Here is a 20,493-nt window from a genome sequence, read left to right as displayed (position 1 = left end):
CTCCGAGACCGGCGTGCCAGCTTCGTGCTCCTTCAGTATCCCGATAATCTGTTCGTCTGTGAAACGGTTGCGTTTCATCCTCTGGTCCTCTCAATGGGCCAGAGCTTACTTCAAAATGGATTAGTTCAACGGGGCAAGGTCAAAGGATCCGAGAAATTACGGTAAGTTTGGCGAAGCCCAGGGACTACGTCCCTGGGCTTCGCCGTCTATAGCTATGAAAGACATAAAGGAATGCGCATGTGCGCAGGTCTTAGAAATACCAAAGCCGAGACCTGGCAGTCTCGGCTTTGGATACCACGAACAGGCTGTCACCCTCGTGGGGCAAAGAAAAGCTCTCCACCCTGTAGCAAGGTTATTGTACGGGGAGTCTTTTTCAGAGTCGAGTTGGCGACGGCATTCCTCCTATGCGCAAAGCGCAGAAAGAAATGCATATGACAAAAATACCAACCTTCGGATTTTCAGCCTTTTTGAAGGTGCTTCATCTAAAAGAAGCGCCCCAGAAGGCCGAAATACGCAAGCGCTATAAGCCGTCAGGAATAGGCTACGACTATCATAAAAATTTGCGTAAACGGATCCAATGGCTCGCAACGGGAACTCACTCATTTATCGAGGTGCAGTCAACGCTGAATCAGATAAAGCGGAAACCGGAACGACATTCAACTGAGCGTGCCTTGAAGAAGTTTTCTGATTGGCGGACCGCCAATCCGCAGCCTCTTCTCCCGTCACGTGTTATAAAAATCTCGAGCCCCCGCAACATATACGCGTTCAATTTTTCTGCCGACTTCGTGGTCGAAATTGGCTCAAGAGCAACTGCAATCCATGTATGGAACACACAGGTCGAACTGGCGCGCAACATAACCTTAGCATTGCTTACGCAAGTTGCAGAAAGCTGGCCCTTTGATGTATCTCGCCCAGATGATTTTGCTGTACTTTCACTGCAGACGGGGGAAATTTACAGGTGGTCAGACAGCTCAAAAGAGCATGTCGATCTTGGTATATCTATGATCCGACACATAGAGCGGGTTTGTGAAACCGCTGTTCAAGACTACGATGGCTCAACCGTCACGGATAGACCCGCACCATACTCAACATAACTGCGGCCATTGGGTTGCTCCCACATACAATGTAGGAGCAACCCTCTGCCACGCCTTTGGCATCACCCAAGAAGAGTTTGCCGCGCGTTACCAGATCCCGCTCGGCACGCTTCGCGACTGCAAATAGGAGCCTTCCCTGCCTGACCAATCCGCCAGCGCTATCTCAAGGTCATTGCCCGCAATCCTGAAGGCACGGCCGAGGCGCTGGCGAAGGGCGGGACACTCACTGGTGTCTCCGCCAGTTCGCCCCCCTCTGCCCTGCCGGGCATCTCCCCCACAGGTGGGGAGATCACCGTGCCGACGCGTCGCCGCTCCCATTGCAGGTTGACGATCACCGCCTCAACGCCGAATTCGTCTGCAGCCTGAATGGGCGGCCAGCCTCGTTGGCCAAGGAACGCGCCCTCATGGCTGGTCGCGCTCGCACATACCTTAATGGCTGGGCGAGCGGGTGCCGTTCTGCTGATCTCCCCACCTGTGGGGGAGATGCCCGGCAGGGCAGAGGGGGCGCGCTTGCGCAGAGGCTGGCGGCGCGCAGGCAACATCCCACGGAAGCCCCAAAAAAATCCCCTCACCCCTCCAGCTTCCCCACCGGCACCGGCGCATCGTCATAGCCGCCATACACCGACTGGTCGAAGGGGATCACCGCCCCCGTCATCATGCCGCTCTCGTCAGACGCCATCCAGAGAACCGTGCGGGCCACTTCCTTCGGGTCGAGAATGCGACCGAAGGGCTTTTCGGCGGCCTTGCGATCGATGAAATCGGGATCGCCGGTTTCCGACAGGATGAGCTTGCGCTCGTGGTCGGAGTTCATCCAGCCGATATCCAGCTGGTTCACATGGATGCGGTGGCGCATCAGCGAGAAGGCGGCGTTGCGCGTCAGGGTCGCAAGCGCGCCCTTGGAGGCGGAATAGGGTGCGAGAAAGGGCTGGCCGGCAAGGCTCGACATCGAGCCGATATTGACCACCCGGCCCTCGGCCCCCTCGCGGATCATCACCTTTGCCGCATCCTGCAGAAGGAAGAAGGGGGCCCGCGTGTTCACCGCAAACATGCGATCGAACAGCTCCGGCGTGGTGTTGAGGATATTGCCGCGATCGGTAAGGCCTGCGGCATTGACAAGAATATCGACGCGGCCGAACAGCCGGTCAGCGGCCGGGATGACGGTTCGCACGGCGCCGATCTCGGCGAGATCGGCCGTCACCAGTTCCACCCGCACGCCGGTTGCCGCAGAAATCCGCCGGGCCACCGCCTGCCCCTTTTCCGCGCCGCGCCCGACAATCACGATGCCGGCGGCACCGGCTTCAGCCAGCCGCTCGGCCACGGCCGCACCCAGCCCCTGCGTGCCGCCCGTGACAACCGCGATCTTCCCGTCAATCCTGCTCATCCGCCGGTCTCCTCCCGCCATCCTGTTCCTCAATGGAACTGATAGCGCGGCGCCCCGGCAAATGCAAAACGGCTCCCCCGGGGTCGGGAGAGCCGCAACGGCATCAATGCGCGGTGGATCAGAAGTGATAGTTGATGCCGGCCTTGACGGTGTGGTCGTGCAGATCCTTTTCGGAGCCCACGCCATTGTCGAAGCTGCGAACGTTGTTGGTGGCCGTGTAGTTGTATTCCACGCGGGCCGACAGGTTCTGGTTCAGCTTCTGTTCGACGCCTGCACCGAGGATCCAGCCCGGCTTCCAGCCGTCCGGTCCGGAAACGCTGCCGCTGTCGCGGAAATTGGTCATGGCAAGACCCGTGGTGCCGTAGACCAGCGTATCGCCCAGCGGTACGCCGGCCTTGACCTTGGCGGCCAGACGATGACGTTCCTTCAGTTCGCCGCCATTCACCTTCACCTGGGAATCGCCGAGATAGGAGCCCTCGACTTCACCGCCGATCACGCCACCGCCGATATCGACGTTGTAGCCGGCCTGACCGCCGATCGCGAGGCCGCTGTTGTTGAACGGATCGAGCTTCGGGGCGGCAAAACCGCCATGGATACCGGCATAGGCGCCGGACCAGTTGGAAACGGGCGCGCTGTTATAGGCTGGCGGCGGTGCATAGCTGCCAGCGAGGTCGGCGGCAAAAGCGACCGTCGACAGAACCGATGTGGACAGGGCGGCAAAAAGCGCCAGGGCGAACGGCTTCTTGATCATGTCAAAACTCCAAACACAGCCTGCAGGCGGAGGATGCGCAGGCGAAACATCCTGTGGTGCGACAGAAACCGCGTCTGTGCCCCAAGCCCGGCCCTTCTCACCGCGCTGGCACCATCACACCCGGTGAAGAGTTTTTTCATGAATCCATAAACACTTCATTAACTGAGCGGAAGATACCGCATCACCTTCGCGAATACAGAGAAAAATCAGCGTCTTAGACGGTAAAAAATTCAGGGATTGGCTTTCAGGTAGGCAATCACGTCCTCGATCTGCGACGAAAACCAGAAGCCGAAGAAGCGCATGCGCGTGCCGGGAACCGCCTTGGAGGGACTGGAAAGAAAGGCCGCCAGCCTCTCCTCGTCCCAGACCAGTCCATTGCGCCCCGCCTGCTGCATCGCCGCCGAATAATTATAGCCGGCGACGCTGGCGGCCGGCCGGCCGACCACGCCCTTCAGATAAGGCCCAAAGCCGTTGCTGTCATTGTCCACTGCATGGCAGGACGCACAGGATGAGCGAAAGGTTGCCCGCCCCTTGGCAAGATCGGCGGCCGCAAGCGGGCTTGCCCCGAGAGGCAGCAGGATGAGGCAGAGAAGTGGCAGGCGAAAGATGAACTGGGGCATGCTTTCTTCTAGCCGATCCGCAGGCGCAAGGCAGCCCGGAGCGACCATCCGACGCAGGATTAACGAACAAAGGTCAGCGCCGCCGATAATGCCGCCGCCGTCGCATCTGGCGCCGGTGCTGCTGGTAAAGCCTCAGCGCAATGGCAAGCGGCACCGGCACGATCAGCGACCAGACGGTATCCGATACGACGCCGAGCCCGTCCGTCGGCAGGCCCGCCGCGCGGTCATCCAGCACATCCAGCACTTCGTTCAGCGCCTGCAGCAGCACAACCACGCCAAGTGCCGCCAGCGGCCGCCGCAGAAGCGCAAAGAGAAGCAGGAAGAGGAGCGTTGCCAGCAGCACATGCAGGCCCTCCGGACCGATTCCGGTGCCGTCTCTCACGATCTGCTTGATATCCCCATACATGCCTTCCACCCCCGTGAATCACGCCTGCCGGCGCTCGTCCATGTTCACCCTTGATAGCAGACGGGCATGGTTGCGCCTTCACAGTTTGATTCAACGGCCTCAGCATCGGAGTCAAAACTCCGCAAGAAGTGCTTGAAGGAGAATCGCAATTGCCGCCCATGCACCCGGTTCGACATAAGAAAAGCCCCATCCGGCAGGGGAAGCGGATGGGGCTCAAGTCTACGACTGGAGATCGTGTCTTGTTATCGGGCGGCTGATGGGGCCGTCGCCGCCTTTGGTCACGGAAGTGGCAGGGGAACCCTTCCGTCTCACCCTTCCAACGAGTTTCTGCCCTGTTGGTTCCACCAAACTTTAACGTCCCGTCCCTAATCTCCGCCGCTGTCTTGCATTTCAAGGAGGGGACAATGGCCGGTCCGGCTTTCCGCTTCACCCATTTCGACCTCAAGGAACAACGCGCGGGAACGGTGGTCGAGGTCACGCTGTCGGCCGTCAACAATGTGCGGCTGATGACGGCGGTGAACTTCCAGCGCTTCACCGAACGGCTGGATTTCAAGTTTGCGGGCGGCGTCGCCAAGAAGTCGCCGATCCGGCTGGCCATACCGGACAACGGCCACTGGCACGTCATCATCGATGGCGAGGGGCATCACGGCCTGGCCGATGCCGCCGTGACGCTGGTGCTGCCACCGGCGGGCAGCATTCCGGCACCGCGCCAGCAGAAGGCGTCCTGAGCCTCAGCCGCCGCTGCGCTCGCGGCGCAGTTTTGCCCACCAGTCCAGCCGCTTGCGGATCTCCCGCTCGAAGCCGCGCTCCGGCGGATCGTAAAAAGTCTGCCGTCCGAGCTTTTCCGGAAAATAGTCCTGTCCGGAAAAGGCATCCGGCTGGTCGTGGTCGTAGAGATAGCCGTCGCCGTATCCCTCGCCCTTCATCAGCTTGGTCGGCGCGTTGAGAATATGCTTCGGCGGCAGCAGCGAGCCATGTTCTTTCGCAGCCCGCATCGCCGCCTTGAAGGCGGTATAGACACCGTTCGATTTCGGCGCCGTCGCCAGATAGACGCAGGCCTGAGCCAGCGCCAGTTCCCCCTCCGGCGAGCCCAGATAGTCATAGGCATCCTTGGCGGCATTGCAGACGACCAGCGCCTGCGGATCGGCAAGGCCAATATCCTCCACCGCCATCCGCACCAGCCGACGGCCGAGATAAAGCGGGTCCTCGCCGGCATCGAACATGCGGGCGAGATAATAGAGCGCCGCATCCGGATCGGAGCCGCGCACCGATTTGTGCAGGGCGGAGATCAGATTGTAGTGGCCGTCCTGCGCCTTGTCGTAAACGGGCGCCCGCCGCTGCACGATGCGGGTCAGGCCTTCCGTATCGAACACCTCCCCTTCCCGCACCGCGCGCCAGACTTCCTCGGCAAGTGTCAGCACCGCGCGCCCGTCGCCATCGGCCATGCGGATCAGGCTGGCCCGCGCCTCCGCCGTCAGCGGCAGCGGCTTCTGCTCCACCTGCTCGGCGCGTGCCAGCAATTCCTGCAGGCTCTCCTCGTCATGCGAGCGGAAGGTGAGGACACGCGCCCGCGACAAGAGAGCGGCATTCAGTTCGAAGCTCGGGTTCTCCGTGGTGGCCCCCACCAGAATGACCGTGCCATCCTCCATCACCGGCAGAAAACTGTCCTGCTGGGCGCGGTTGAAGCGATGGATCTCGTCGACGAACAGCAGCGTCTGGCGACCGTCCATGCGTCGCAGGCGGGCCGCCTCGAACACCTTCTTGAGATCCGCCACGCCAGAAAAAATCGCCGAGATCTGCTCGAAGGCGAGCCCCGCCTCGCCCGAGAGAAGCCGCGCCACCGTCGTCTTGCCGGTTCCGGGGGGCCCCCAGAAGATCATCGATCCCAGCGAGCCGGCGGCGATCATCCGCCGCAAAATGCCGTTCTCCCCGGTCAGATGCGGCTGGCCCGTCACCTCGGAGAGCGAGGTCGGGCGCAGGCGATCGGCCAGCGGCCGCCGACTGGCGACCGCCTCCGGAATGCGCGGGGAGAACAGATCATTGCTCATCGGAAGAACTGACGGATGCGCTGCCCGCCGCGCTCGATCTCGACGCGCCAGACGCTGGGATTATCCTTGACCATCCCCTCCATCACCTTGGTGGAGGAGACGGCATCGCCGTTGACGGCGACCAGAATGTCGCCCGGCTGGAAGCCGAGGCGGGCAGCCGGCGAACCACGCGCCACATCCACGATAACGACGCCGGTCTTGTCGGAAGGCATGTGGAGTTCGGTCGCGACCTTCGGCGAAAGATTGGCGATGCGGCTGCCGGCGAAGGGGTTGCGGCCGTCGATCAGGCGTTCGTCACGCGGCACGGTCTCCGGCGCGGTGCCCAGAGCGAGTTCCATCTGGCGCGAATGGCCGCCCTCCTCGACGGTGAGACGCGCGGTGCCGCCAAGGCCGGCGGTGGTCAGGCGATAGGCCAGCGCATCGGGATGCTCCACCGCAATACCGTTGGCGGCGGTGACCACCTCGCCGGGTTTCAGGCCCGCTTTCTCTGCCGGGCTGCCACGGGTGACGGCAACCACCAGCGCGCCGCGCGCCGCTTTCAGGCCAAGGGCTTCCGCGACCTCCGACGTCACCGGCTGGAAGGTCGCGCCGACGTAAGGGCGCTCAAAACTCTTCTTGCCGTCCTCGGCAGCCGCCAGGAACACCTTTACAAGATTGGCCGGGATGGCAAAGCCGATGCCGTTCGACCCGCCACCGCGCGAAAAGATCGCCGTGTTGATGCCGATCAGGTCGCCGTTCATGTTCATCAGCGCGCCGCCGGAATTGCCGGGATTGATCGAGGCATCCGTCTGGATGAAGAAGCCGACATCGCCGTCCGTCACCTGCGTGCGTGCAAGCGCCGAGACAATGCCGCTCGTCACCGTCTGCCCGACGCCGAAGGGGTTGCCGATGGCAAGCACCAGATCGCCCACCTCAACCGCATCGGAATTGCCGATGGCGAGCACCGGGAAATCCTCGCGCGCCTTGATCTTCAGCACGGCGAGATCCACGCTGTCATCCTTCAGCAGCACCTCGCAGGGAAATTCGCGCCCATCGGCGAGCGCAATCTTGATGTCGTCGGCGCCTTCGATCACGTGGTTGTTGGTGACGACCAGACCATTGTGCGAAACGATGACGCCGGAGCCCAGCGACGACTGCTTTTCAGAACGGTTCGGCATGCGCTGGCCAAAAAACTGTTCGAAGAAGGGGTCGCCGGCAAAGGGGTTGGTTCGCTGCACAACGCGCTCGGCATAGACATTGACAACAGCCCCCGCGGTGCGCTTCACGAGCGGCGCAAAGGACATCTGCATGTCCGTGCGGCTCTGCGGCACGGTCTTTTCCTGGGCCAGCGCCGGAAGCGGGAGCAGCAGGGCGAGACCCAACAGACAGAGAGAAGCGCGTTTGGGCAGACTCAGCATGTGATTCCTCTTGGGTTTGCGAGAACAAGGACTTGTAGCGCGGCACGCTAGAAAGGAAAGATGGCCGAAAATGGAGAAATGGGGCAGACCCATGTTGCAGCAGATCGGGAAAGTGATGGCAAGCGCACGGCATTGGGCGCACGTCATCAAGCGCGATGTCGTGGCGCTGTGGCTGGCGGCGGGTGATTCCCGCGTCCCGCTGATCGCCAAGCTCGTGGCAGGCACGGTGGCCGCCTATGCGCTTTCCCCCATCGACCTCATTCCGGATTTCATTCCGGTGCTCGGTGCCGTGGATGATCTGGTGATTGTTCCGCTCGGCATTCTGCTGGCCATCCGGCTCATCCCGGCCGGGCTGATGACAGAGTTGCGCGACCTTGCGCTGGAGCGTGAGCGCCCGCAAAGCCCGGCGGGGCTACTGTTCGTGCTGACGCTCTGGACCATGATCGCAGGCGGCTTCGGATGGCTTGCCTGGAACCATTTTGCTGCTGCGCCGTAGTCTTGTCCCATACGGAGACCTGACGCATGAAACGCATCATCCTGTTTCTCTCGCTCACCGCCACGCTTGTGGCCACCACGCCGCTGATGTCGCCTCGCGTGGCATCCGCCGCCAGCTTCGACTGCACAAAGACCGATCTCGCCGCCGATGAAAAGGAAATCTGCGCCGAGCGCAGCCTGAACGATCTCGATGTGAAGATGGTCACGACCTTCGACCTGCTGGTCGGACTGGTGCCGATGGGCAATCGCGATATCCTGCGTGAGGGCCAGGTCAACTGGCTGAAGACCCGTCAGGCCTGCGGCGGGGATCAGGCCTGCCTTCGCCAGAGCTATGAGGCGCGACTGAAGGAACTGGACGAGGCTTATCGCACACTGATCAAGCCGCTCTGATCTCGCCGAGGCAAACACAAGAAATCCCCGCGGCCATGGACCGCGGGGACTGTGTGGCGGGGTAGAACCTTACTCCGGCAGGATGCGCACGGCGCCCTTGTCGGCGCTCGATGCGAAGGCGGCATAGGCCTTGAGCGCCGTTGTGACGTTGCGCTTGCGCGGCTGCGCAGGCTTCCAGCCGAGCTTGTCCTGCTCGGCGCGACGGGCTGCCAGTTCCGACTCGGTGATCTTGAGGTTGATCGTACGGTTCGGAATGTCGATCTCGATCAGGTCGCCGTTCTGGACGAGGCCGATCGCGCCGCCGTTGGCCGCTTCCGGCGAAGCATGGCCGATCGAAAGACCGGAAGTGCCGCCGGAGAAGCGGCCGTCCGTGATCAGCGCGCAGGCCTTTCCGAGGCCCTTCGACTTGAGGTAACTGGTCGGATAGAGCATTTCCTGCATGCCGGGGCCGCCCTTCGGGCCTTCATAGCGGATGACGACGACATCGCCGGCCACGACCTCGTTGCCGAGGATCGCCTTCACGGCCGCATCCTGACTTTCATAGACCTTGGCCGGGCCCGTGAATTTCAGGATCGATTCGTCCACGCCGGCCGTCTTGACGATGCAACCATCGAGCGCGATGTTGCCATAGAGCACCGCGAGACCCCCGTCCTTGGAGAAGGGCTTTTCAACCGAGCGGATCACGCCCTTTTCGCTGTCGGTGTCCAGGTCGTCCCAGCGCGAGGATTGCGAGAAGGCCACCTGCGTCGGCACGCCGCCGGGCGCAGCCTTGAAGAAGGTACGAACCGTTTCCGAATTGGTGCGGGTGATGTCCCAGCGGTTGATGGCGTCGCCGAGCGTTGCCTCATGCACCGTCTTGCAATCGGTATTCAGCAGGCCGCCACGTTCCAGTTCGCCGAGAATGCGCATGATGCCACCAGCGCGATGAACGTCTTCCATATGCACGTCCTGCTTGGCGGGCGCGACCTTGGAGAGGCAGGGCACCTTGCGCGACAGGCGGTCGATATCGTCCATGGTGAAATCCACGCCGCCTTCATGGGCCGCAGCGAGGATATGCAGAACCGTGTTGGTGGAACCGCCCATCGCGATGTCGAGCGCCATGGCATTCTCGAAGGCCTGCTTGGTGGCGATCGACCGCGGCAGAACGCCCTCGTCTTCCTGCTCGTAGTAGCGGCGGGCGAGATCGACGATCAGATGGCCGGCTTCCACGAACAGGCGCTTGCGGTCCGAATGGGTGGCAAGCGTCGAGCCGTTGCCGGGCAGCGAAAGCCCGAGCGCTTCCGTCAGACAGTTCATGGAATTGGCGGTGAACATGCCGGAGCACGAACCGCAGGTCGGACAGGCCGAGCGTTCGATGACCTTCACGTCCTCGTCCGACACCTTGTCGTCGGCGGCAGCCACCATGGCATCGACGAGGTCGAGCGCCACGGTCTTGCCATGCAGCACCACCTTGCCGGCCTCCATCGGGCCGCCGGACACGAAGACGGCGGGGATGTTGAGGCGCATGGCGGCATTCAGCATGCCGGGCGTGATCTTGTCGCAGTTGGAAATGCAGACCATGGCATCGGCGCAATGCGCATTGACCATGTACTCGACGGAGTCCGCGATGATTTCGCGCGACGGCAGCGAATAGAGCATGCCGTCATGGCCCATGGCGATGCCGTCATCCACGGCGATCGTGTTGAATTCCTTGGCCACGCCGCCGGCCGCCTCGATCTCGCGCGCCACAAGCTGGCCGAGATCCTTCAGGTGGACGTGGCCCGGCACGAACTGCGTGAAGGAATTGACCACGGCAATGATCGGCTTGCCGAAATCGCTGTCCTTCATGCCCGTGGCGCGCCACAGACCGCGCGCGCCCGCCATGTTGCGGCCGTGAGTCGTCGTTCTGGAACGGTAAGCAGGCATGGTGTTATCCTCGGATCGCTGATGGTCGGGTGCCGGCATTGCGATGCCCAAAACACCCGGATTTTTCCGTTTTTTCTACCGCAATCGCCTGCGGGTGTCACTATCACGACAGGCCAAAGCGGTACGGTTGCCGGCCACACGGCGATCACGTGAACGTGGGTTTGATTTTGACCGGTGGCGGTGAAACTAAAGGCCTGATGGGTTCGTAAATATACCTGTATCCACCATCACGCCATTTGCCCCTGGCACAGGAGACTGATCCATGCCGCTCTACAGACCGCCCCGCATTGCCGCCTCGGAAATCACGTCGAAGGATCTCTATCTGTCCCGACGCCATCTGCTGGGGGGCGCGGCCGCAGCGATTGCCCTGACCGCGACCGAAAGCGCATGGGCGAGCCCGCTTTCCGCCAAGCCGAGCGCCTACCGGGTGGACGAGAAGGTCACCTCGAAGCAGGACGCAACGACCTACAACAATTTCTACGAGTTCGGCACGGGCAAGGCCGATCCGGCGCAGAATTCCGCGGCCTTTAAACCCCTGCCCTGGACGATCACGGTCGGCGGCCTCGTGAACAAGCCGCAGACCATCGACATGGAGACGATCCTCAAGGATTTCCCGATGGAAGAGCGCATCTACCGCATGCGCTGCGTGGAAGCCTGGTCGATGGTGATCCCCTGGATCGGGTTTCCCCTCTCTGCCCTGCTCGACCGTGTCGAACCGCTCGGCAGCGCGAAATATGTGGCTTTCGAAACCGTCGTCAGGCCCAAGGAAATGCCCGGCCAGAGCGGCTTCTTCCAGCCGCTGGACTGGCCCTATGTCGAGGGTCTTCGTCTCGATGAGGCCCGCCATCCGCTGACATTGCTCGCCACCGGTCTTTACGGCGAAACCCTGCCGAACCAGAACGGCGCGCCGATACGGCTCGTCACGCCCTGGAAATATGGCTTCAAGGGCATCAAGTCGATCGTCAAGATCACGCTGACCGAGAAGGAGCCGCCGAGCACCTGGAACAGGCTGGCGCCGCAGGAATACGGCTTCTATGCCAATGTCAATCCGGCCGTCGATCATCCGCGCTGGAGCCAGGCGACCGAGCGGCGCATCGGTGAGGCAAGCGGCCTGTTCGGCGGAGCGCGGATGAACACCCTGCCCTTCAACGGCTATGCCGACCAGGTGGCCGGCCTCTATGCCGGCATGGATCTGAGAAAGTTCTACTGACCATGGCGACTTTTGCCGTTCCGCCGCGCTATCGCGCTGCCTCGGTCTGGGCGCTGTATGCGCTCGGGCTTCTCCCGGGTTTCTACGCCTTCTATCTCGGCATCTATGGCGGGCTCGGTGCCGATCCGGTGCGGGAGTTCGAGCACCGGCTGGGCTTCTGGGCGCTGCGTTTCCTCTGTCTGGGCCTCGCCGTCACGCCCCTGCGCGATCTCTTCGGCACCAACCTGATTGCCTATCGCCGGGCGCTTGGGCTGATCGCCTTCTATTACGTGCTCGCCCATTTCGCGGTCTACCTGACGCTCGACCGCGGGCTTATCCTCTCCTCGATCCTCGGCGACATCCTGAAGCGCCCCTATATCATGCTCGGCATGGCCGGACTGCTGATGCTGATCCCGCTGGCGCTCACCTCCAACCGCTGGTCGATCCGCAGGCTGGGGTCGCGCTGGAACCAGTTGCATAAGCTCGCCTATCCCATCCTGCTTGCCGCCGTGCTGCATTACGTGCTGTCGATCAAGTCGATCACGCTGGAGCCGGTGATCTATCTCGCCATCGTCACCGCGCTGGTGGGCTACCGGGTGGTGCGGCCCCGCATCATGGACTGGAAGCGGGGACGGCGCGCGACGGCCCTGCGATAATGCGCTCAGGCCACCTTCACCTCTCGCGCCGCTGATCTTGTTTCCTCTGGACAGAGCCGACTTTTCTCATTCGGAATGCCGGATCTACCGGCGCCTGTGCGTCAGCGGCGTAGGAGCGCCAGGCGCGGCCCAAACAGCACAGGATAGGAAAGCAAGATCCGAGTGATGGTGAAAGCAACCGAGACAGCGAGGCCCGGCATCATACCCTCCGGCGACGGTCTGAAGCCGTCCAGCCCGGCAAGTGGAGTTCGTGGACGCTGCTGGTGATCATGACCTTCACCATCGTCGCCTCGCTCAAGCATATCCGCCGGACGATCCACATCCCGAAGTGACCGCAACCGGACCTTGGTGGAGAGCCGCAGACAACAGAAAAGGCCGGGCGATCTCTCGCCCGGCCTTCCAATCACAACATCCCTTGCGGGAATGCCTTACGCGGCTTCGGCAGCTTCTGCTTCAGCAGCAACGCGAGCCTTGTCGGCGGCGCCCTTGGCGTTGACGTCGCGCTCGACGAACTCGATGACGGCGAGAGCGGCATTGTCGCCCTGGCGGAAGCCGGCCTTCATGATGCGCAGGTAGCCGCCGTTACGGCTGGCGTAACGGGTGGCGATGGCGTCGAACAGCTTGCGAACGGCGTCGACATCCTTGATCTGCGAAATGGCCTGACGACGAGCGTGCAGGTCGCCGCGCTTGCCGAGGGTTACCAGCTTCTCGACGATCGGACGCAGGTCCTTCGCCTTCGGCAGGGTCGTGACGATCTGCTCATGCGTGATGAGCGAAGCAGCCATGTTGGCAAACATTGCCTTGCGGTGGCTGGCGGTGCGGTTGAGCTTGCGGCCGGAATTCTGGTGGCGCATCTCGGGTCTCCTTTACTTGCAGGCATTCGCCTGCAGTTTAATGGTTAGTACTGGTCTTCGTAGCGCTTGGCGAGGTCTTCGATGTTCTCGGGCGGCCAGGCCGGGACTTCCATCCCGAGGTGCAGGCCCATGGATGCGAGAACTTCCTTGATCTCGTTCAGCGACTTGCGACCGAAGTTCGGCGTGCGCAGCATTTCCGCCTCGGTCTTCTGGATGAGGTCGCCGATATAGACGATGTTGTCATTCTTCAGGCAGTTGGCCGAACGGACGGAAAGTTCCAGTTCGTCCACCTTCTTCAGAAGGGCCGGGTTGAACGCAAGTTCGGTGACCGACTCTTCTTCGGCTTCCTTCTGCGGCTCGTCGAAGTTGACGAAGACCGACAGCTGATCCTGAAGAATGCGAGCGGCAAACGCCACGGCGTCCTCGCCCGTGACCGAGCCATCGGTTTCGATGGTCATGGTCAGCTTGTCGTAGTCGAGAACCTGTCCTTCGCGGGTGTTTTCCACCTTGTAGGACACCTTCTTGACCGGAGAATAAAGGCTGTCGACCGGGATGAGACCGATCGGGGCATCCTCTGCACGGTTACGTTCGGCCGGAACATAGCCCTTGCCGTTGTTGACCGTGAACTCCATGCGGATCTCCGCGCCCTCATCGAGGGTGCAGATCACGTGGTCGGGGTTGAGGATCTCGATATCGCCAACCGTCTGGATGTCTCCAGCGGTTACCGAACCAGGACCCTGCTTGCGCACGACCATGCGCTTGGCATCGTCGCCATCCATCTTGATGGCGATTTCCTTGATGTTCAGCACGATGTCCGTCACATCCTCGCGTACGCCGGGGATGGAGGAGAATTCATGCAGAACGCCGTCGATCTGGACCGCCGTCACGGCAGCACCGCGCAGCGACGACAGGAGAACGCGGCGAAGCGCGTTGCCCAGCGTCAGACCGAAGCCGCGTTCCAGCGGTTCGGCAACGAGCGTGGCCTTCGTGCGACCCGACGAGGTGAATTCCACCTTGTTCGGCTTGATCAGTTCCTGCCAGTTCTTCTGGATCATGTGTTTCAAACCTTCCGTTCGCTGCCACTATCCAATCGTGACAACCGAGCATGAGAAGCGCCAGGGAGAGAAGCCTGCCTTGGCGTTACGGCAAAGCCGCCATACCTCGAAAATCGAGATAAGGCGGCGTTACCGGAATTCGAACCGGGGCAGCATGGCAAACCACACCGCCGCCGAAGACGCATCAGACGCGGCGCTTCTTGCGCGGACGGCAACCGTTGTGCGGGATCGGCGTCACGTCGCGGATGGAGGTGATCATGAAGCCGGCAGCCTGGAGGGCGCGCAGAGCCGATTCACGGCCGGAACCCGGACCGCAAACTTCGACTTCGAGAGACTTCATGCCGTGTTCCTGAGCCTTCTTGGCGCAGTCTTCAGCAGCGATCTGGGCAGCGAACGGGGTAGACTTGCGCGAACCCTTGAAACCCTTGGCACCAGCAGACGACCAGGCAATCGCATTGCCCTGCGCGTCGGTGATGGTGATCATGGTGTTGTTGAACGTCGAGTTGACGTGGGCAACGCCCGACGTGATGTTCTTGCGTTCGCGACGGCGGACGCGTGTGGCTTCCTTGGCCATGGTCTTCCTTTCGTTGATATCGTCACCGCCGTAACACCAGCGGCTCCACCGAGGCATCGCAAGGACACCCCAAACTCAAAAAGAGGCCAGCGACAGACCGCCGGCCCCCCCATCCCGAACGAACCGGAGATTACTTCTTCTTGCCGGCAATCGCCTTCGCCGGACCCTTGCGGGTGCGGGCGTTGGTGTGCGTGCGCTGACCGCGAACCGGGAGGCCGCGACGATGACGCAGGCCGCGGTAGCAGCCGAGGTCCATCAGACGCTTGATGTTCATCGCGGTTTCGCGACGCAGATCACCTTCGACCTGATAGTCACGATCGATGGTTTCGCGAATCGAGAGGATTTCCGCGTCGGTCAGCTGGTGAACGCGACGATCAGCCGGGATACCGACCTTCTCGATGATTTCCTGAGCGAATTTGGGGCCGATCCCGTGAATGTAGGTCAGCGCGATAACAACGCGCTTCGCAGTCGGGATGTTGACGCCAGCAATACGTGCCACGCCTATTCTCCTTGCGTTCCAGTTGCCATCCGGCAAGTGGTACTTCTTCCATGAGAGCAGCCTCATGCGGCCGCCAGTTCAATATCATCCGAGACAAGTCAAAAGCGACCGGAACCGGACATCCTTCTGGATGATCCGCGCCGATCGCTGGTCAATGTCGCGAGTTGGCGCGGTGTTTAGCGGAATCGGCCCTGAAAAGCAACCGGCCCCGCCAAGATTCTTTAACCGGAACGGCCTTCGCCCTCAGGCGGAGGCCTTCTCCAGGGCCGATTCGATCGACCGTGTCACCGCGTCGACGTCCGCCATGCCATCGAGCACGACAAGCTCGCCCTGCTCACTGTAGTAGGCCGAAAGCGGCGCCGTCTTCTCGCGATATTCGGCAAGACGCTTGCGAAACGATTCCGGGTTGTCATCGGAACGGACCGTGCCGCCAGCCGCCAGCGTTTCGGCAACGCGCGATTCGATTCGGCGAATGAGGGCTTCCTCGTCCACCTTCAATTCGATCACGGCATCGAGACGAAGATTCATCGCCGCCATGTTCTCGGCCAGCGCCTTGGCCTGCGGAACGGTGCGGGGATAGCCGTCCAGGATGAACCCCTTGCTGCAATCCGCGCTCGCGATACGTTCGGATACGATCTGGTTGACGATGTCGTCGGACACGAGACCGCCAGCATCCATCACGGCCTTGGCGCGCTTGCCAATCTCCGTACCAGCACTCACCGCCGCACGCAGCATGTCGCCGGTGGAAAGCTGCGGAATGCCGAACTTGTCCGTCAAGCGCTTTGCCTGGGTCCCCTTACCCGCGCCCGGCGGCCCCAAAAAAATCAGTCTCATCGTCCCCTCTTTCCTCCACGCAGCTTGGACTTCTTGATCAGGCCCTCATACTGCTGTGCGATGAGGTGCCCCTGGATCTGTGCGACCGTATCGAGGGTAACACTGACAACGATCAAAAGCGAAGTACCACCAAGGGCTAATGGGATACCCGTCCGCGCGATCAGCGTTTCCGGAAGAATACAGACAAAGACGAGATAGATGGCGCCGATCACCGTGATTCGGGTCAGCACGTAGTCGATGTATTCAGCCGTCCGCTCGCCTGGACGAATGCCCGGAATGAAGCCGCCATGCTTCTTCAGATTATCGGCAGTATCCTTCGGGTTGAAGACGATGGCCGTATAGAAGAAGGCGAAGAAGGCAATCAGCGCGCCGTAGAACAGCATGAACAGCGGCTGGCCATGCTGCAGCGAGGCAATGATAGCCGTTGCCCAGGCCGGCAGGTTCTGGTTACCGGCAAAACCGGCCGCCGTTGCCGGCAGAAGCAGCAGTGACGAGGCAAAGATAGCCGGGATGACGCCCGCAGTGTTCAGCTTCAGCGGCAGATGCGAGGTATCGCCCTGGAACATGCGGTTGCCGACCTGGCGCTTCGGATACTGGATCAGAAGCCGGCGCTGGGCACGCTCGACGAAGACGATCAGCGCGATCACCAGGATGGCGATCACGACAACAGTCAGAATCAGTGCCGTCGACAGGGCGCCGGTGCGGCCGAGTTCCAGCGTTCCGGCCAGCGCCGTCGGCAGGCCTGCGGCAATACCCGCGAAGATGATCAGCGAAATGCCGTTGCCGATGCCGCGCGAGGTGATCTGCTCGCCGAGCCACATCAGGAACATCGTGCCGCCAAGAAGCGTGACGACGGTGGAAATGCGGAAGAACCAGCCCGGATCGACCACAATGCCATTGCCGCTCTCGAGGCCAACCGCAATCGCGTAAGCCTGGAACGTGCCGAGCAGCACGGTGCCGTAACGGGTATACTGGTTGATGATCTTGCGGCCCGCCTCGCCTTCCTTCTTCAGGTTTTCGAGCGAGGGCACGACGGAGGTCATCAGCTGCACGATGATCGACGCCGAAATATACGGCATGATGCCGAGCGCGAAGATCGCCATACGCTGCACGGCGCCGCCGGCAAACATGTTGAAGAGGCCGAGGATACCGCCGGCCTGGCCGCGGAAAGCCTGTGCATAGGCTTCGGGGTTCAGGCCCGGAAGCGGAATATGCGTGCCGAGGCGATAAACGAGAAGAGCGGCCAGCGTGAACCACAGGCGCTTCTTGAGCTCGGTTGCCTTCGAAAAAGTCGAAAAGTTAAGATTGGAGGCCAGTTGTTCAGCTGCAGAAGCCATGCATTTCTCCGCCTGACCAATTCCGGCGGCACTGTGCATACGGCCTGGCCCGGAAAGCAGTCCACATTCAGGTTCAGAAAACCGGGAGACCGAGGGCTGCCACGCAACCTTATGCCCCACCCCATTTTCCGCGATCGCCCGGGTCCCCCGCCGAAGCGGCCAAGGCGCGTGAGGCTCACATATGGGAGCAAAATCGCCCGAAGTGAAGCACTCCGGGCGATTCTCTATCAGATTATTCGGCGGCTGCCACTTCCGGCAGCTTGATCGAACCGCCGGCCTTTTCGATCTTTTCGACGGCAGCCTTGGAGGCGCCGGCAACATCGATCGAAACCTTCGCCGTCAGTTCGCCGTCGGCGAGAACGCGAACACCATCCTTCGGGCGACGGATCACGCCGGCAGCCTTGAGCGCTGCGGCATCGATCGTTGCCGATGCGTCGAGCTTCTTGGCGTCGATGGCGGCCTGGATGCGGCCGAGCGATACCGTGACGAAGTCCGACTTGAAGATGTTGTTGAAGCCGCGCTTCGGCAGGCGACGATAGATCGGCATCTGGCCGCCCTCGAAGCCGTTGATGGCGACGCCCGAACGAGCCTTCTGACCCTTCACGCCGCGACCGCCGGTCTTGCCCTTGCCGGAGCCGATACCGCGACCAACGCGGATACGGTCCTTGGTGGCGCCTTCGTTATCTTTGATTTCGTTGAGCTTCATGATCTTAACTCCCGTCTCACTTCTCGTCGACGACGCGAACGAGATGCTGGACAGCCCGGATCATGCCACGAACGGAAGGCGTATCTTCCAGCGTGCTGACACGGTGCATCTTGTTGAGGCCGAGACCGATCAGCGTCTGACGCTGAACAGCAGGCCGGCGAATGGGGCTACCGATCTGTTCGACCGTGACCGTCTTCTTGGATTCGTTGGCCATCGTTAAGCTCCTTATTCTTCCGCTGCATTGCCGGAAGCGGCACGGCGAGCCTGAAGCGTGGCGTACTTGATGCCGCGCTGAGCTGCGATGTCCTTCGGATGCACCTGGTGCTTCAGGGCGTCGAACGTTGCGCGAACCATGTTGTACGGGTTCGAGGAACCGGTCGACTTGGCGACGACGTCGTGAACGCCGAGCGTTTCGAAGACGGCACGCATCGGACCACCGGCGATGATACCGGTACCGGCCTTGGCAGAGCGCAGCAGAACCTTGCCGGCGCCATGACGGCCGTTGACGTCGTGATGCAGCGTGCGGCCATCGCGCAGCGGCACGAAGATCAGATCGCGCTTGGCAGCTTCCGTTGCCTTGCGGATTGCTTCCGGCACTTCGCGTGCCTTGCCGTGACCGAAGCCAACGCGGCCCTTCTGGTCACCGACGACGACGAGGGCTGCGAAGCCGAAGCGACGGCCACCCTTGACGACCTTTGCAACGCGATTGATCGCGACCAGCTTGTCGACGAATTCGCTGTCGCGCTCTTCACGGCTCGAGCGATCCTCGCGCGAGCCTCTCTTTTCCTGTGCCATTGTCCTTTTCCTTTTTCTTTTCCGGGTGCGAACGGCAGACTTCGAAAAGCCGGCTGCCCTCCCCTCGCAAGCGAAAAGAGAGCCGACCGGCCGGTGTGGTGGCGTCATACGCCATAAGGTCCGGCCCCGAAAGACCGGACCTTATATTTTTTAGAAGCTCAGACCACCTTCGCGGGCAGCATCAGCGAGTGCCTTGATGCGGCCGTGATAGACGAAGGCGCCGCGGTCAAAGACCACTTCGGACACGCCTGCTGCGGTGGCGCGCTCTGCAACGAGCTTGCCGACGGCAGCCGCAGCACCCTTGTCCGCACCCGTCTTCAGGGTGGAACGCAGGCCTGCGTCGAGGGTCGATGCAGCAGCCAGCGTCACGCCGGCCACGTCATCAATGATCTGGGCATAGATGTTCTTCGACGAGCGATGAACCGACAGACGCGGGCGGCCATTGGCAACCGCCTTGATCTGGCGGCGTACACGGCTCGCGCGCTTTGCAAGTGCTTCTTTCCTGCTAGCCATATCGCGTCAACCTTACTTCTTCTTGCCTTCCTTGCGGACGATCCGTTCTTCGGCGTACTTGACGCCCTTGCCCTTGTAGGGCTCCGGACCGCGGTATTCGCGGATTTCCGCGGCAACCTGACCGACCTGTTGCTTGTTAATGCCGGTGACGACGATTTCCGTCGGCTTCGGCACGGCAATGGTGATGCCCTGCGGAGGCTCATAAACGACGTCATGGCTGAAGCCGAGGGACAGCTGGAGGTTCTTGCCCTGCATGGCAGCGCGATAACCAACGCCGTTGATTTCGAGCTTGCGCTCGAAGCCGTCCTTGACGCCCTTGAAGAGGTTCTCGATCATCGTGCGGGACATGCCCCACTTTGCGCGAGCATCCTTGGAATCGTTGGCCGGAACCACCGAAACCGCATTGTTGTCGAACGATACCTTCACTTCGTCGTTTGCGACGAAGACGAGTTCGCCCTTCGGGCCCTTTGCAGTCACCGTCTGTCCTTCGACAGCGGCCGTAACACCTGCCGGAACCTGAACGGGCTTTTTACCGATACGAGACATGTTTCAATCCTGTCTGTTCGTTAAGGAGGGCTCTGACCGATCTTAGAAGACCGAGCAGAGAACCTCGCCACCAACGTTCTGTTCGCGCGCCTGATGATCGGCCATCACACCCTTCGGGGTCGAAAGAATGGTGATGCCGAGGCCGTTCGCGACCTGCGGAATGGACTTCACCGAGACATAGACCCGGCGGCCCGGCTTGGACACGCGGCCGATCTCGCGGATGACCGAAGCGCCTTCATAGTACTTCAGCTCGATCTCGAACTCGGACTTGCCGTTGCCGTAATCGACCTGGGAATAACCGCGGATGTAGCCTTCGGACTGCAGGACATCGAGAACACGAGCGCGCAGCTTGGAGGCCGGCGTCGTGACCGAGGACTTGCGGCGGGCTGCGCCGTTGCGGATGCGGGTGAGCATATCGCCCAGAGGATCAGTCATGGTCATGTGAACC

26 protein-coding genes and 1 pseudogene are annotated in these 20,493 nt (G+C 61.6%); 7 read left to right on the top strand and 20 right to left on the bottom strand.

The window, feature by feature from the left end; all coding sequences use genetic code 11:
• A partial coding sequence (locus F3H95_RS27725; protein ID WP_244618110.1) for a transposase occupies positions 1-78 on the bottom strand: 78 nt, incomplete at its 3' end.
• A 326-nt stretch (positions 79-404) separates the two neighbouring features.
• On the opposite strand from F3H95_RS27725, the gene F3H95_RS23400 reads away from it, so the two are divergent.
• A complete protein-coding gene (locus F3H95_RS23400; protein ID WP_149747725.1) occupies positions 405-1,094 on the top strand; it encodes a hypothetical protein in 690 nt (229 codons plus the stop codon).
• A gap of 568 nt (positions 1,095-1,662) precedes the next feature.
• On the opposite strand, the gene F3H95_RS23390 is transcribed toward F3H95_RS23400, so the two are convergent.
• From F3H95_RS23390 to F3H95_RS23375, 4 genes are all read right to left on the bottom strand, one after another.
• Entirely contained in the window at positions 1,663-2,475 is an 813-nt protein-coding gene (locus F3H95_RS23390) for an SDR family oxidoreductase (RefSeq protein ID WP_149747724.1), read from the bottom strand.
• Between the two features lie 118 nt (positions 2,476-2,593).
• Positions 2,594-3,226: an outer membrane protein gene (locus tag F3H95_RS23385; protein ID WP_143128009.1), complete on the bottom strand. Its 633-nt coding sequence runs from the start codon at positions 3,224-3,226 to the stop codon at positions 2,594-2,596.
• 230 nt (positions 3,227-3,456) lie between these two features.
• On the bottom strand, positions 3,457-3,846 hold the full coding sequence (locus F3H95_RS23380) for a cytochrome c family protein (protein ID WP_149747723.1): 390 nt from the start codon (positions 3,844-3,846) through the stop codon (positions 3,457-3,459).
• Between the two features lie 73 nt (positions 3,847-3,919).
• Positions 3,920-4,252 (bottom strand): hypothetical protein, encoded by a 333-nt coding sequence (locus tag F3H95_RS23375; RefSeq protein ID WP_149747722.1) that lies wholly within the window; start codon positions 4,250-4,252, stop codon positions 3,920-3,922.
• A gap of 404 nt (positions 4,253-4,656) precedes the next feature.
• On the opposite strand from F3H95_RS23375, the gene F3H95_RS23370 reads away from it, so the two are divergent.
• Positions 4,657-4,980: a DUF1883 domain-containing protein gene (locus F3H95_RS23370; RefSeq protein ID WP_149747721.1), complete on the top strand. Its 324-nt coding sequence runs from the start codon at positions 4,657-4,659 to the stop codon at positions 4,978-4,980.
• 3 nt (positions 4,981-4,983) lie between these two features.
• Here F3H95_RS23370 and F3H95_RS23365 read toward each other — a convergent pair whose 3' ends face one another.
• Positions 4,984-6,300 carry a replication-associated recombination protein A gene (locus tag F3H95_RS23365; RefSeq protein WP_149747720.1) on the bottom strand — a complete coding sequence of 439 codons (1,317 nt, stop codon included), beginning with the start codon at positions 6,298-6,300 and terminating at the stop codon, positions 4,984-4,986.
• Positions 6,297-7,697, bottom strand: a complete 1,401-nt coding sequence (locus F3H95_RS23360; RefSeq protein WP_143128014.1) for a DegQ family serine endoprotease — start codon at positions 7,695-7,697, stop codon at positions 6,297-6,299. The genes F3H95_RS23365 and F3H95_RS23360 overlap by 4 nt, the downstream gene beginning before the upstream one ends.
• A gap of 91 nt (positions 7,698-7,788) precedes the next feature.
• Here F3H95_RS23360 and F3H95_RS23355 point away from each other — a divergent pair, with 91 nt between their 5' ends.
• Positions 7,789-8,193 (top strand): YkvA family protein, encoded by a 405-nt coding sequence (locus F3H95_RS23355; protein WP_149747719.1) that lies wholly within the window; start codon positions 7,789-7,791, stop codon positions 8,191-8,193.
• A gap of 26 nt (positions 8,194-8,219) precedes the next feature.
• Positions 8,220-8,582: a hypothetical protein gene (locus tag F3H95_RS23350; protein WP_149747718.1), complete on the top strand. Its 363-nt coding sequence runs from the start codon at positions 8,220-8,222 to the stop codon at positions 8,580-8,582.
• Between the two features lie 69 nt (positions 8,583-8,651).
• Here F3H95_RS23350 and ilvD read toward each other — a convergent pair whose 3' ends face one another.
• Positions 8,652-10,487 carry a dihydroxy-acid dehydratase gene (gene ilvD, locus F3H95_RS23345; protein ID WP_149747717.1) on the bottom strand — a complete coding sequence of 612 codons (1,836 nt, stop codon included), beginning with the start codon at positions 10,485-10,487 and terminating at the stop codon, positions 8,652-8,654.
• 262 nt (positions 10,488-10,749) lie between these two features.
• On the opposite strand from ilvD, the gene msrP reads away from it, so the two are divergent.
• The 3 genes and pseudogenes from msrP to F3H95_RS27510 all read left to right on the top strand — a co-directional run.
• Complete coding sequence (gene msrP / locus F3H95_RS23340) at positions 10,750-11,697, top strand: protein-methionine-sulfoxide reductase catalytic subunit MsrP (protein WP_149747716.1); 948 nt, start codon at positions 10,750-10,752, stop codon at positions 11,695-11,697.
• A gap of 2 nt (positions 11,698-11,699) precedes the next feature.
• Positions 11,700-12,332 carry a protein-methionine-sulfoxide reductase heme-binding subunit MsrQ gene (msrQ, locus tag F3H95_RS23335; RefSeq protein WP_149747715.1) on the top strand — a complete coding sequence of 211 codons (633 nt, stop codon included), beginning with the start codon at positions 11,700-11,702 and terminating at the stop codon, positions 12,330-12,332.
• A 236-nt stretch (positions 12,333-12,568) separates the two neighbouring features.
• A pseudogene (locus tag F3H95_RS27510) lies at positions 12,569-12,664 on the top strand (DUF817 domain-containing protein); the annotation flags it as partial.
• 96 nt (positions 12,665-12,760) lie between these two features.
• On the opposite strand, the gene rplQ reads toward F3H95_RS27510, so the two are convergent.
• The 12 genes from rplQ to rpsH all read right to left on the bottom strand — a co-directional run bounded on the left by rplQ (position 12,761) and on the right by rpsH (position 20,486).
• Positions 12,761-13,186: a 50S ribosomal protein L17 gene (rplQ, locus tag F3H95_RS23325; RefSeq protein WP_143128022.1), complete on the bottom strand. Its 426-nt coding sequence runs from the start codon at positions 13,184-13,186 to the stop codon at positions 12,761-12,763.
• 44 nt (positions 13,187-13,230) lie between these two features.
• On the bottom strand, positions 13,231-14,241 hold the full coding sequence (locus tag F3H95_RS23320) for a DNA-directed RNA polymerase subunit alpha (RefSeq protein ID WP_143128023.1): 1,011 nt from the start codon (positions 14,239-14,241) through the stop codon (positions 13,231-13,233).
• Between the two features lie 184 nt (positions 14,242-14,425).
• Positions 14,426-14,815 (bottom strand): 30S ribosomal protein S11, encoded by a 390-nt coding sequence (gene rpsK, locus F3H95_RS23315; protein ID WP_007766864.1) that lies wholly within the window; start codon positions 14,813-14,815, stop codon positions 14,426-14,428.
• A gap of 130 nt (positions 14,816-14,945) precedes the next feature.
• Positions 14,946-15,314: a 30S ribosomal protein S13 gene (gene rpsM, locus F3H95_RS23310; protein WP_143128024.1), complete on the bottom strand. Its 369-nt coding sequence runs from the start codon at positions 15,312-15,314 to the stop codon at positions 14,946-14,948.
• Between the two features lie 243 nt (positions 15,315-15,557).
• Entirely contained in the window at positions 15,558-16,148 is a 591-nt protein-coding gene (locus tag F3H95_RS23305) for an adenylate kinase (RefSeq protein ID WP_149747714.1), read from the bottom strand.
• Complete coding sequence (gene secY, locus F3H95_RS23300) at positions 16,145-17,485, bottom strand: preprotein translocase subunit SecY (RefSeq protein ID WP_143128026.1); 1,341 nt, start codon at positions 17,483-17,485, stop codon at positions 16,145-16,147. The genes F3H95_RS23305 and secY overlap by 4 nt, the downstream gene beginning before the upstream one ends.
• A 232-nt stretch (positions 17,486-17,717) precedes the next feature.
• Positions 17,718-18,191, bottom strand: coding sequence for a 50S ribosomal protein L15 (rplO, locus tag F3H95_RS23295; RefSeq protein WP_143128027.1), 474 nt, complete (start codon positions 18,189-18,191; stop codon positions 17,718-17,720).
• A gap of 16 nt (positions 18,192-18,207) precedes the next feature.
• Positions 18,208-18,405 carry a 50S ribosomal protein L30 gene (rpmD, locus tag F3H95_RS23290; protein WP_143128028.1) on the bottom strand — a complete coding sequence of 66 codons (198 nt, stop codon included), beginning with the start codon at positions 18,403-18,405 and terminating at the stop codon, positions 18,208-18,210.
• A gap of 11 nt (positions 18,406-18,416) precedes the next feature.
• A complete protein-coding gene (gene rpsE / locus F3H95_RS23285) occupies positions 18,417-18,986 on the bottom strand; it encodes a 30S ribosomal protein S5 (protein ID WP_143128029.1) in 570 nt (189 codons plus the stop codon).
• Between the two features lie 150 nt (positions 18,987-19,136).
• Positions 19,137-19,499 carry a 50S ribosomal protein L18 gene (gene rplR, locus F3H95_RS23280; RefSeq protein WP_143128030.1) on the bottom strand — a complete coding sequence of 121 codons (363 nt, stop codon included), beginning with the start codon at positions 19,497-19,499 and terminating at the stop codon, positions 19,137-19,139.
• 12 nt (positions 19,500-19,511) lie between these two features.
• Positions 19,512-20,045, bottom strand: a complete 534-nt coding sequence (rplF, locus tag F3H95_RS23275) for a 50S ribosomal protein L6 (protein WP_143128031.1) — start codon at positions 20,043-20,045, stop codon at positions 19,512-19,514.
• Positions 20,046-20,087: 42 nt separating this feature from the next.
• Positions 20,088-20,486 carry a 30S ribosomal protein S8 gene (gene rpsH, locus F3H95_RS23270; protein WP_149747713.1) on the bottom strand — a complete coding sequence of 133 codons (399 nt, stop codon included), beginning with the start codon at positions 20,484-20,486 and terminating at the stop codon, positions 20,088-20,090.
• Positions 20,487-20,493: the final 7 nt, after the last annotated feature.

The sequence above is a fragment of the Rhizobium sp. RU35A genome (genome assembly GCF_900156005.1).
GTDB lineage: Bacteria > Pseudomonadota > Alphaproteobacteria > Rhizobiales > Rhizobiaceae > Neorhizobium > Neorhizobium straminoryzae.
This window is presented reverse-complemented; position numbering and strand designations above follow the sequence as displayed.

Excerpts from the sequence above, each read along its gene's own strand:
- rplQ (WP_143128022.1), bottom strand. The coding sequence starts at position 13,186 with ATGCGCCACCAGAATTCCGGCCGCAAGCTCAACCGCACCGCCAGCCAC.
- rplF (WP_143128031.1), bottom strand. The coding sequence starts at position 20,045 with ATGTCTCGTATCGGTAAAAAGCCCGTTCAGGTTCCGGCAGGTGTTACG.
- rpsK (WP_007766864.1), bottom strand. The coding sequence starts at position 14,815 with ATGGCCAAGGAAGCCACACGCGTCCGCCGTCGCGAACGCAAGAACATC.
- msrP (WP_149747716.1), top strand. The coding sequence starts at position 10,750 with ATGCCGCTCTACAGACCGCCCCGCATTGCCGCCTCGGAAATCACGTCG.
- msrQ (WP_149747715.1), top strand. The coding sequence starts at position 11,700 with ATGGCGACTTTTGCCGTTCCGCCGCGCTATCGCGCTGCCTCGGTCTGG.
- F3H95_RS23355 (WP_149747719.1), top strand. The coding sequence starts at position 7,789 with ATGTTGCAGCAGATCGGGAAAGTGATGGCAAGCGCACGGCATTGGGCG.
- F3H95_RS23320 (WP_143128023.1), bottom strand. The coding sequence starts at position 14,241 with ATGATCCAGAAGAACTGGCAGGAACTGATCAAGCCGAACAAGGTGGAA.
- F3H95_RS23360 (WP_143128014.1), bottom strand. The coding sequence starts at position 7,697 with ATGCTGAGTCTGCCCAAACGCGCTTCTCTCTGTCTGTTGGGTCTCGCC.
- F3H95_RS23385 (WP_143128009.1), bottom strand. The coding sequence starts at position 3,226 with ATGATCAAGAAGCCGTTCGCCCTGGCGCTTTTTGCCGCCCTGTCCACA.
- secY (WP_143128026.1), bottom strand. The coding sequence starts at position 17,485 with ATGGCTTCTGCAGCTGAACAACTGGCCTCCAATCTTAACTTTTCGACT.
- F3H95_RS23400 (WP_149747725.1), top strand. The coding sequence starts at position 405 with ATGCGCAAAGCGCAGAAAGAAATGCATATGACAAAAATACCAACCTTC.
- F3H95_RS23375 (WP_149747722.1), bottom strand. The coding sequence starts at position 4,252 with ATGTATGGGGATATCAAGCAGATCGTGAGAGACGGCACCGGAATCGGT.
- F3H95_RS23350 (WP_149747718.1), top strand. The coding sequence starts at position 8,220 with ATGAAACGCATCATCCTGTTTCTCTCGCTCACCGCCACGCTTGTGGCC.
- rplO (WP_143128027.1), bottom strand. The coding sequence starts at position 18,191 with ATGAAGCTCAACGAAATCAAAGATAACGAAGGCGCCACCAAGGACCGT.
- F3H95_RS23305 (WP_149747714.1), bottom strand. The coding sequence starts at position 16,148 with ATGAGACTGATTTTTTTGGGGCCGCCGGGCGCGGGTAAGGGGACCCAG.
- F3H95_RS23390 (WP_149747724.1), bottom strand. The coding sequence starts at position 2,475 with ATGAGCAGGATTGACGGGAAGATCGCGGTTGTCACGGGCGGCACGCAG.
- rpsH (WP_149747713.1), bottom strand. The coding sequence starts at position 20,486 with ATGACCATGACTGATCCTCTGGGCGATATGCTCACCCGCATCCGCAAC.
- F3H95_RS23380 (WP_149747723.1), bottom strand. The coding sequence starts at position 3,846 with ATGCCCCAGTTCATCTTTCGCCTGCCACTTCTCTGCCTCATCCTGCTG.
- F3H95_RS23370 (WP_149747721.1), top strand. The coding sequence starts at position 4,657 with ATGGCCGGTCCGGCTTTCCGCTTCACCCATTTCGACCTCAAGGAACAA.
- F3H95_RS23365 (WP_149747720.1), bottom strand. The coding sequence starts at position 6,300 with ATGAGCAATGATCTGTTCTCCCCGCGCATTCCGGAGGCGGTCGCCAGT.
- rplR (WP_143128030.1), bottom strand. The coding sequence starts at position 19,499 with ATGGCTAGCAGGAAAGAAGCACTTGCAAAGCGCGCGAGCCGTGTACGC.
- rpmD (WP_143128028.1), bottom strand. The coding sequence starts at position 18,405 with ATGGCCAACGAATCCAAGAAGACGGTCACGGTCGAACAGATCGGTAGC.
- ilvD (WP_149747717.1), bottom strand. The coding sequence starts at position 10,487 with ATGCCTGCTTACCGTTCCAGAACGACGACTCACGGCCGCAACATGGCG.
- rpsE (WP_143128029.1), bottom strand. The coding sequence starts at position 18,986 with ATGGCACAGGAAAAGAGAGGCTCGCGCGAGGATCGCTCGAGCCGTGAA.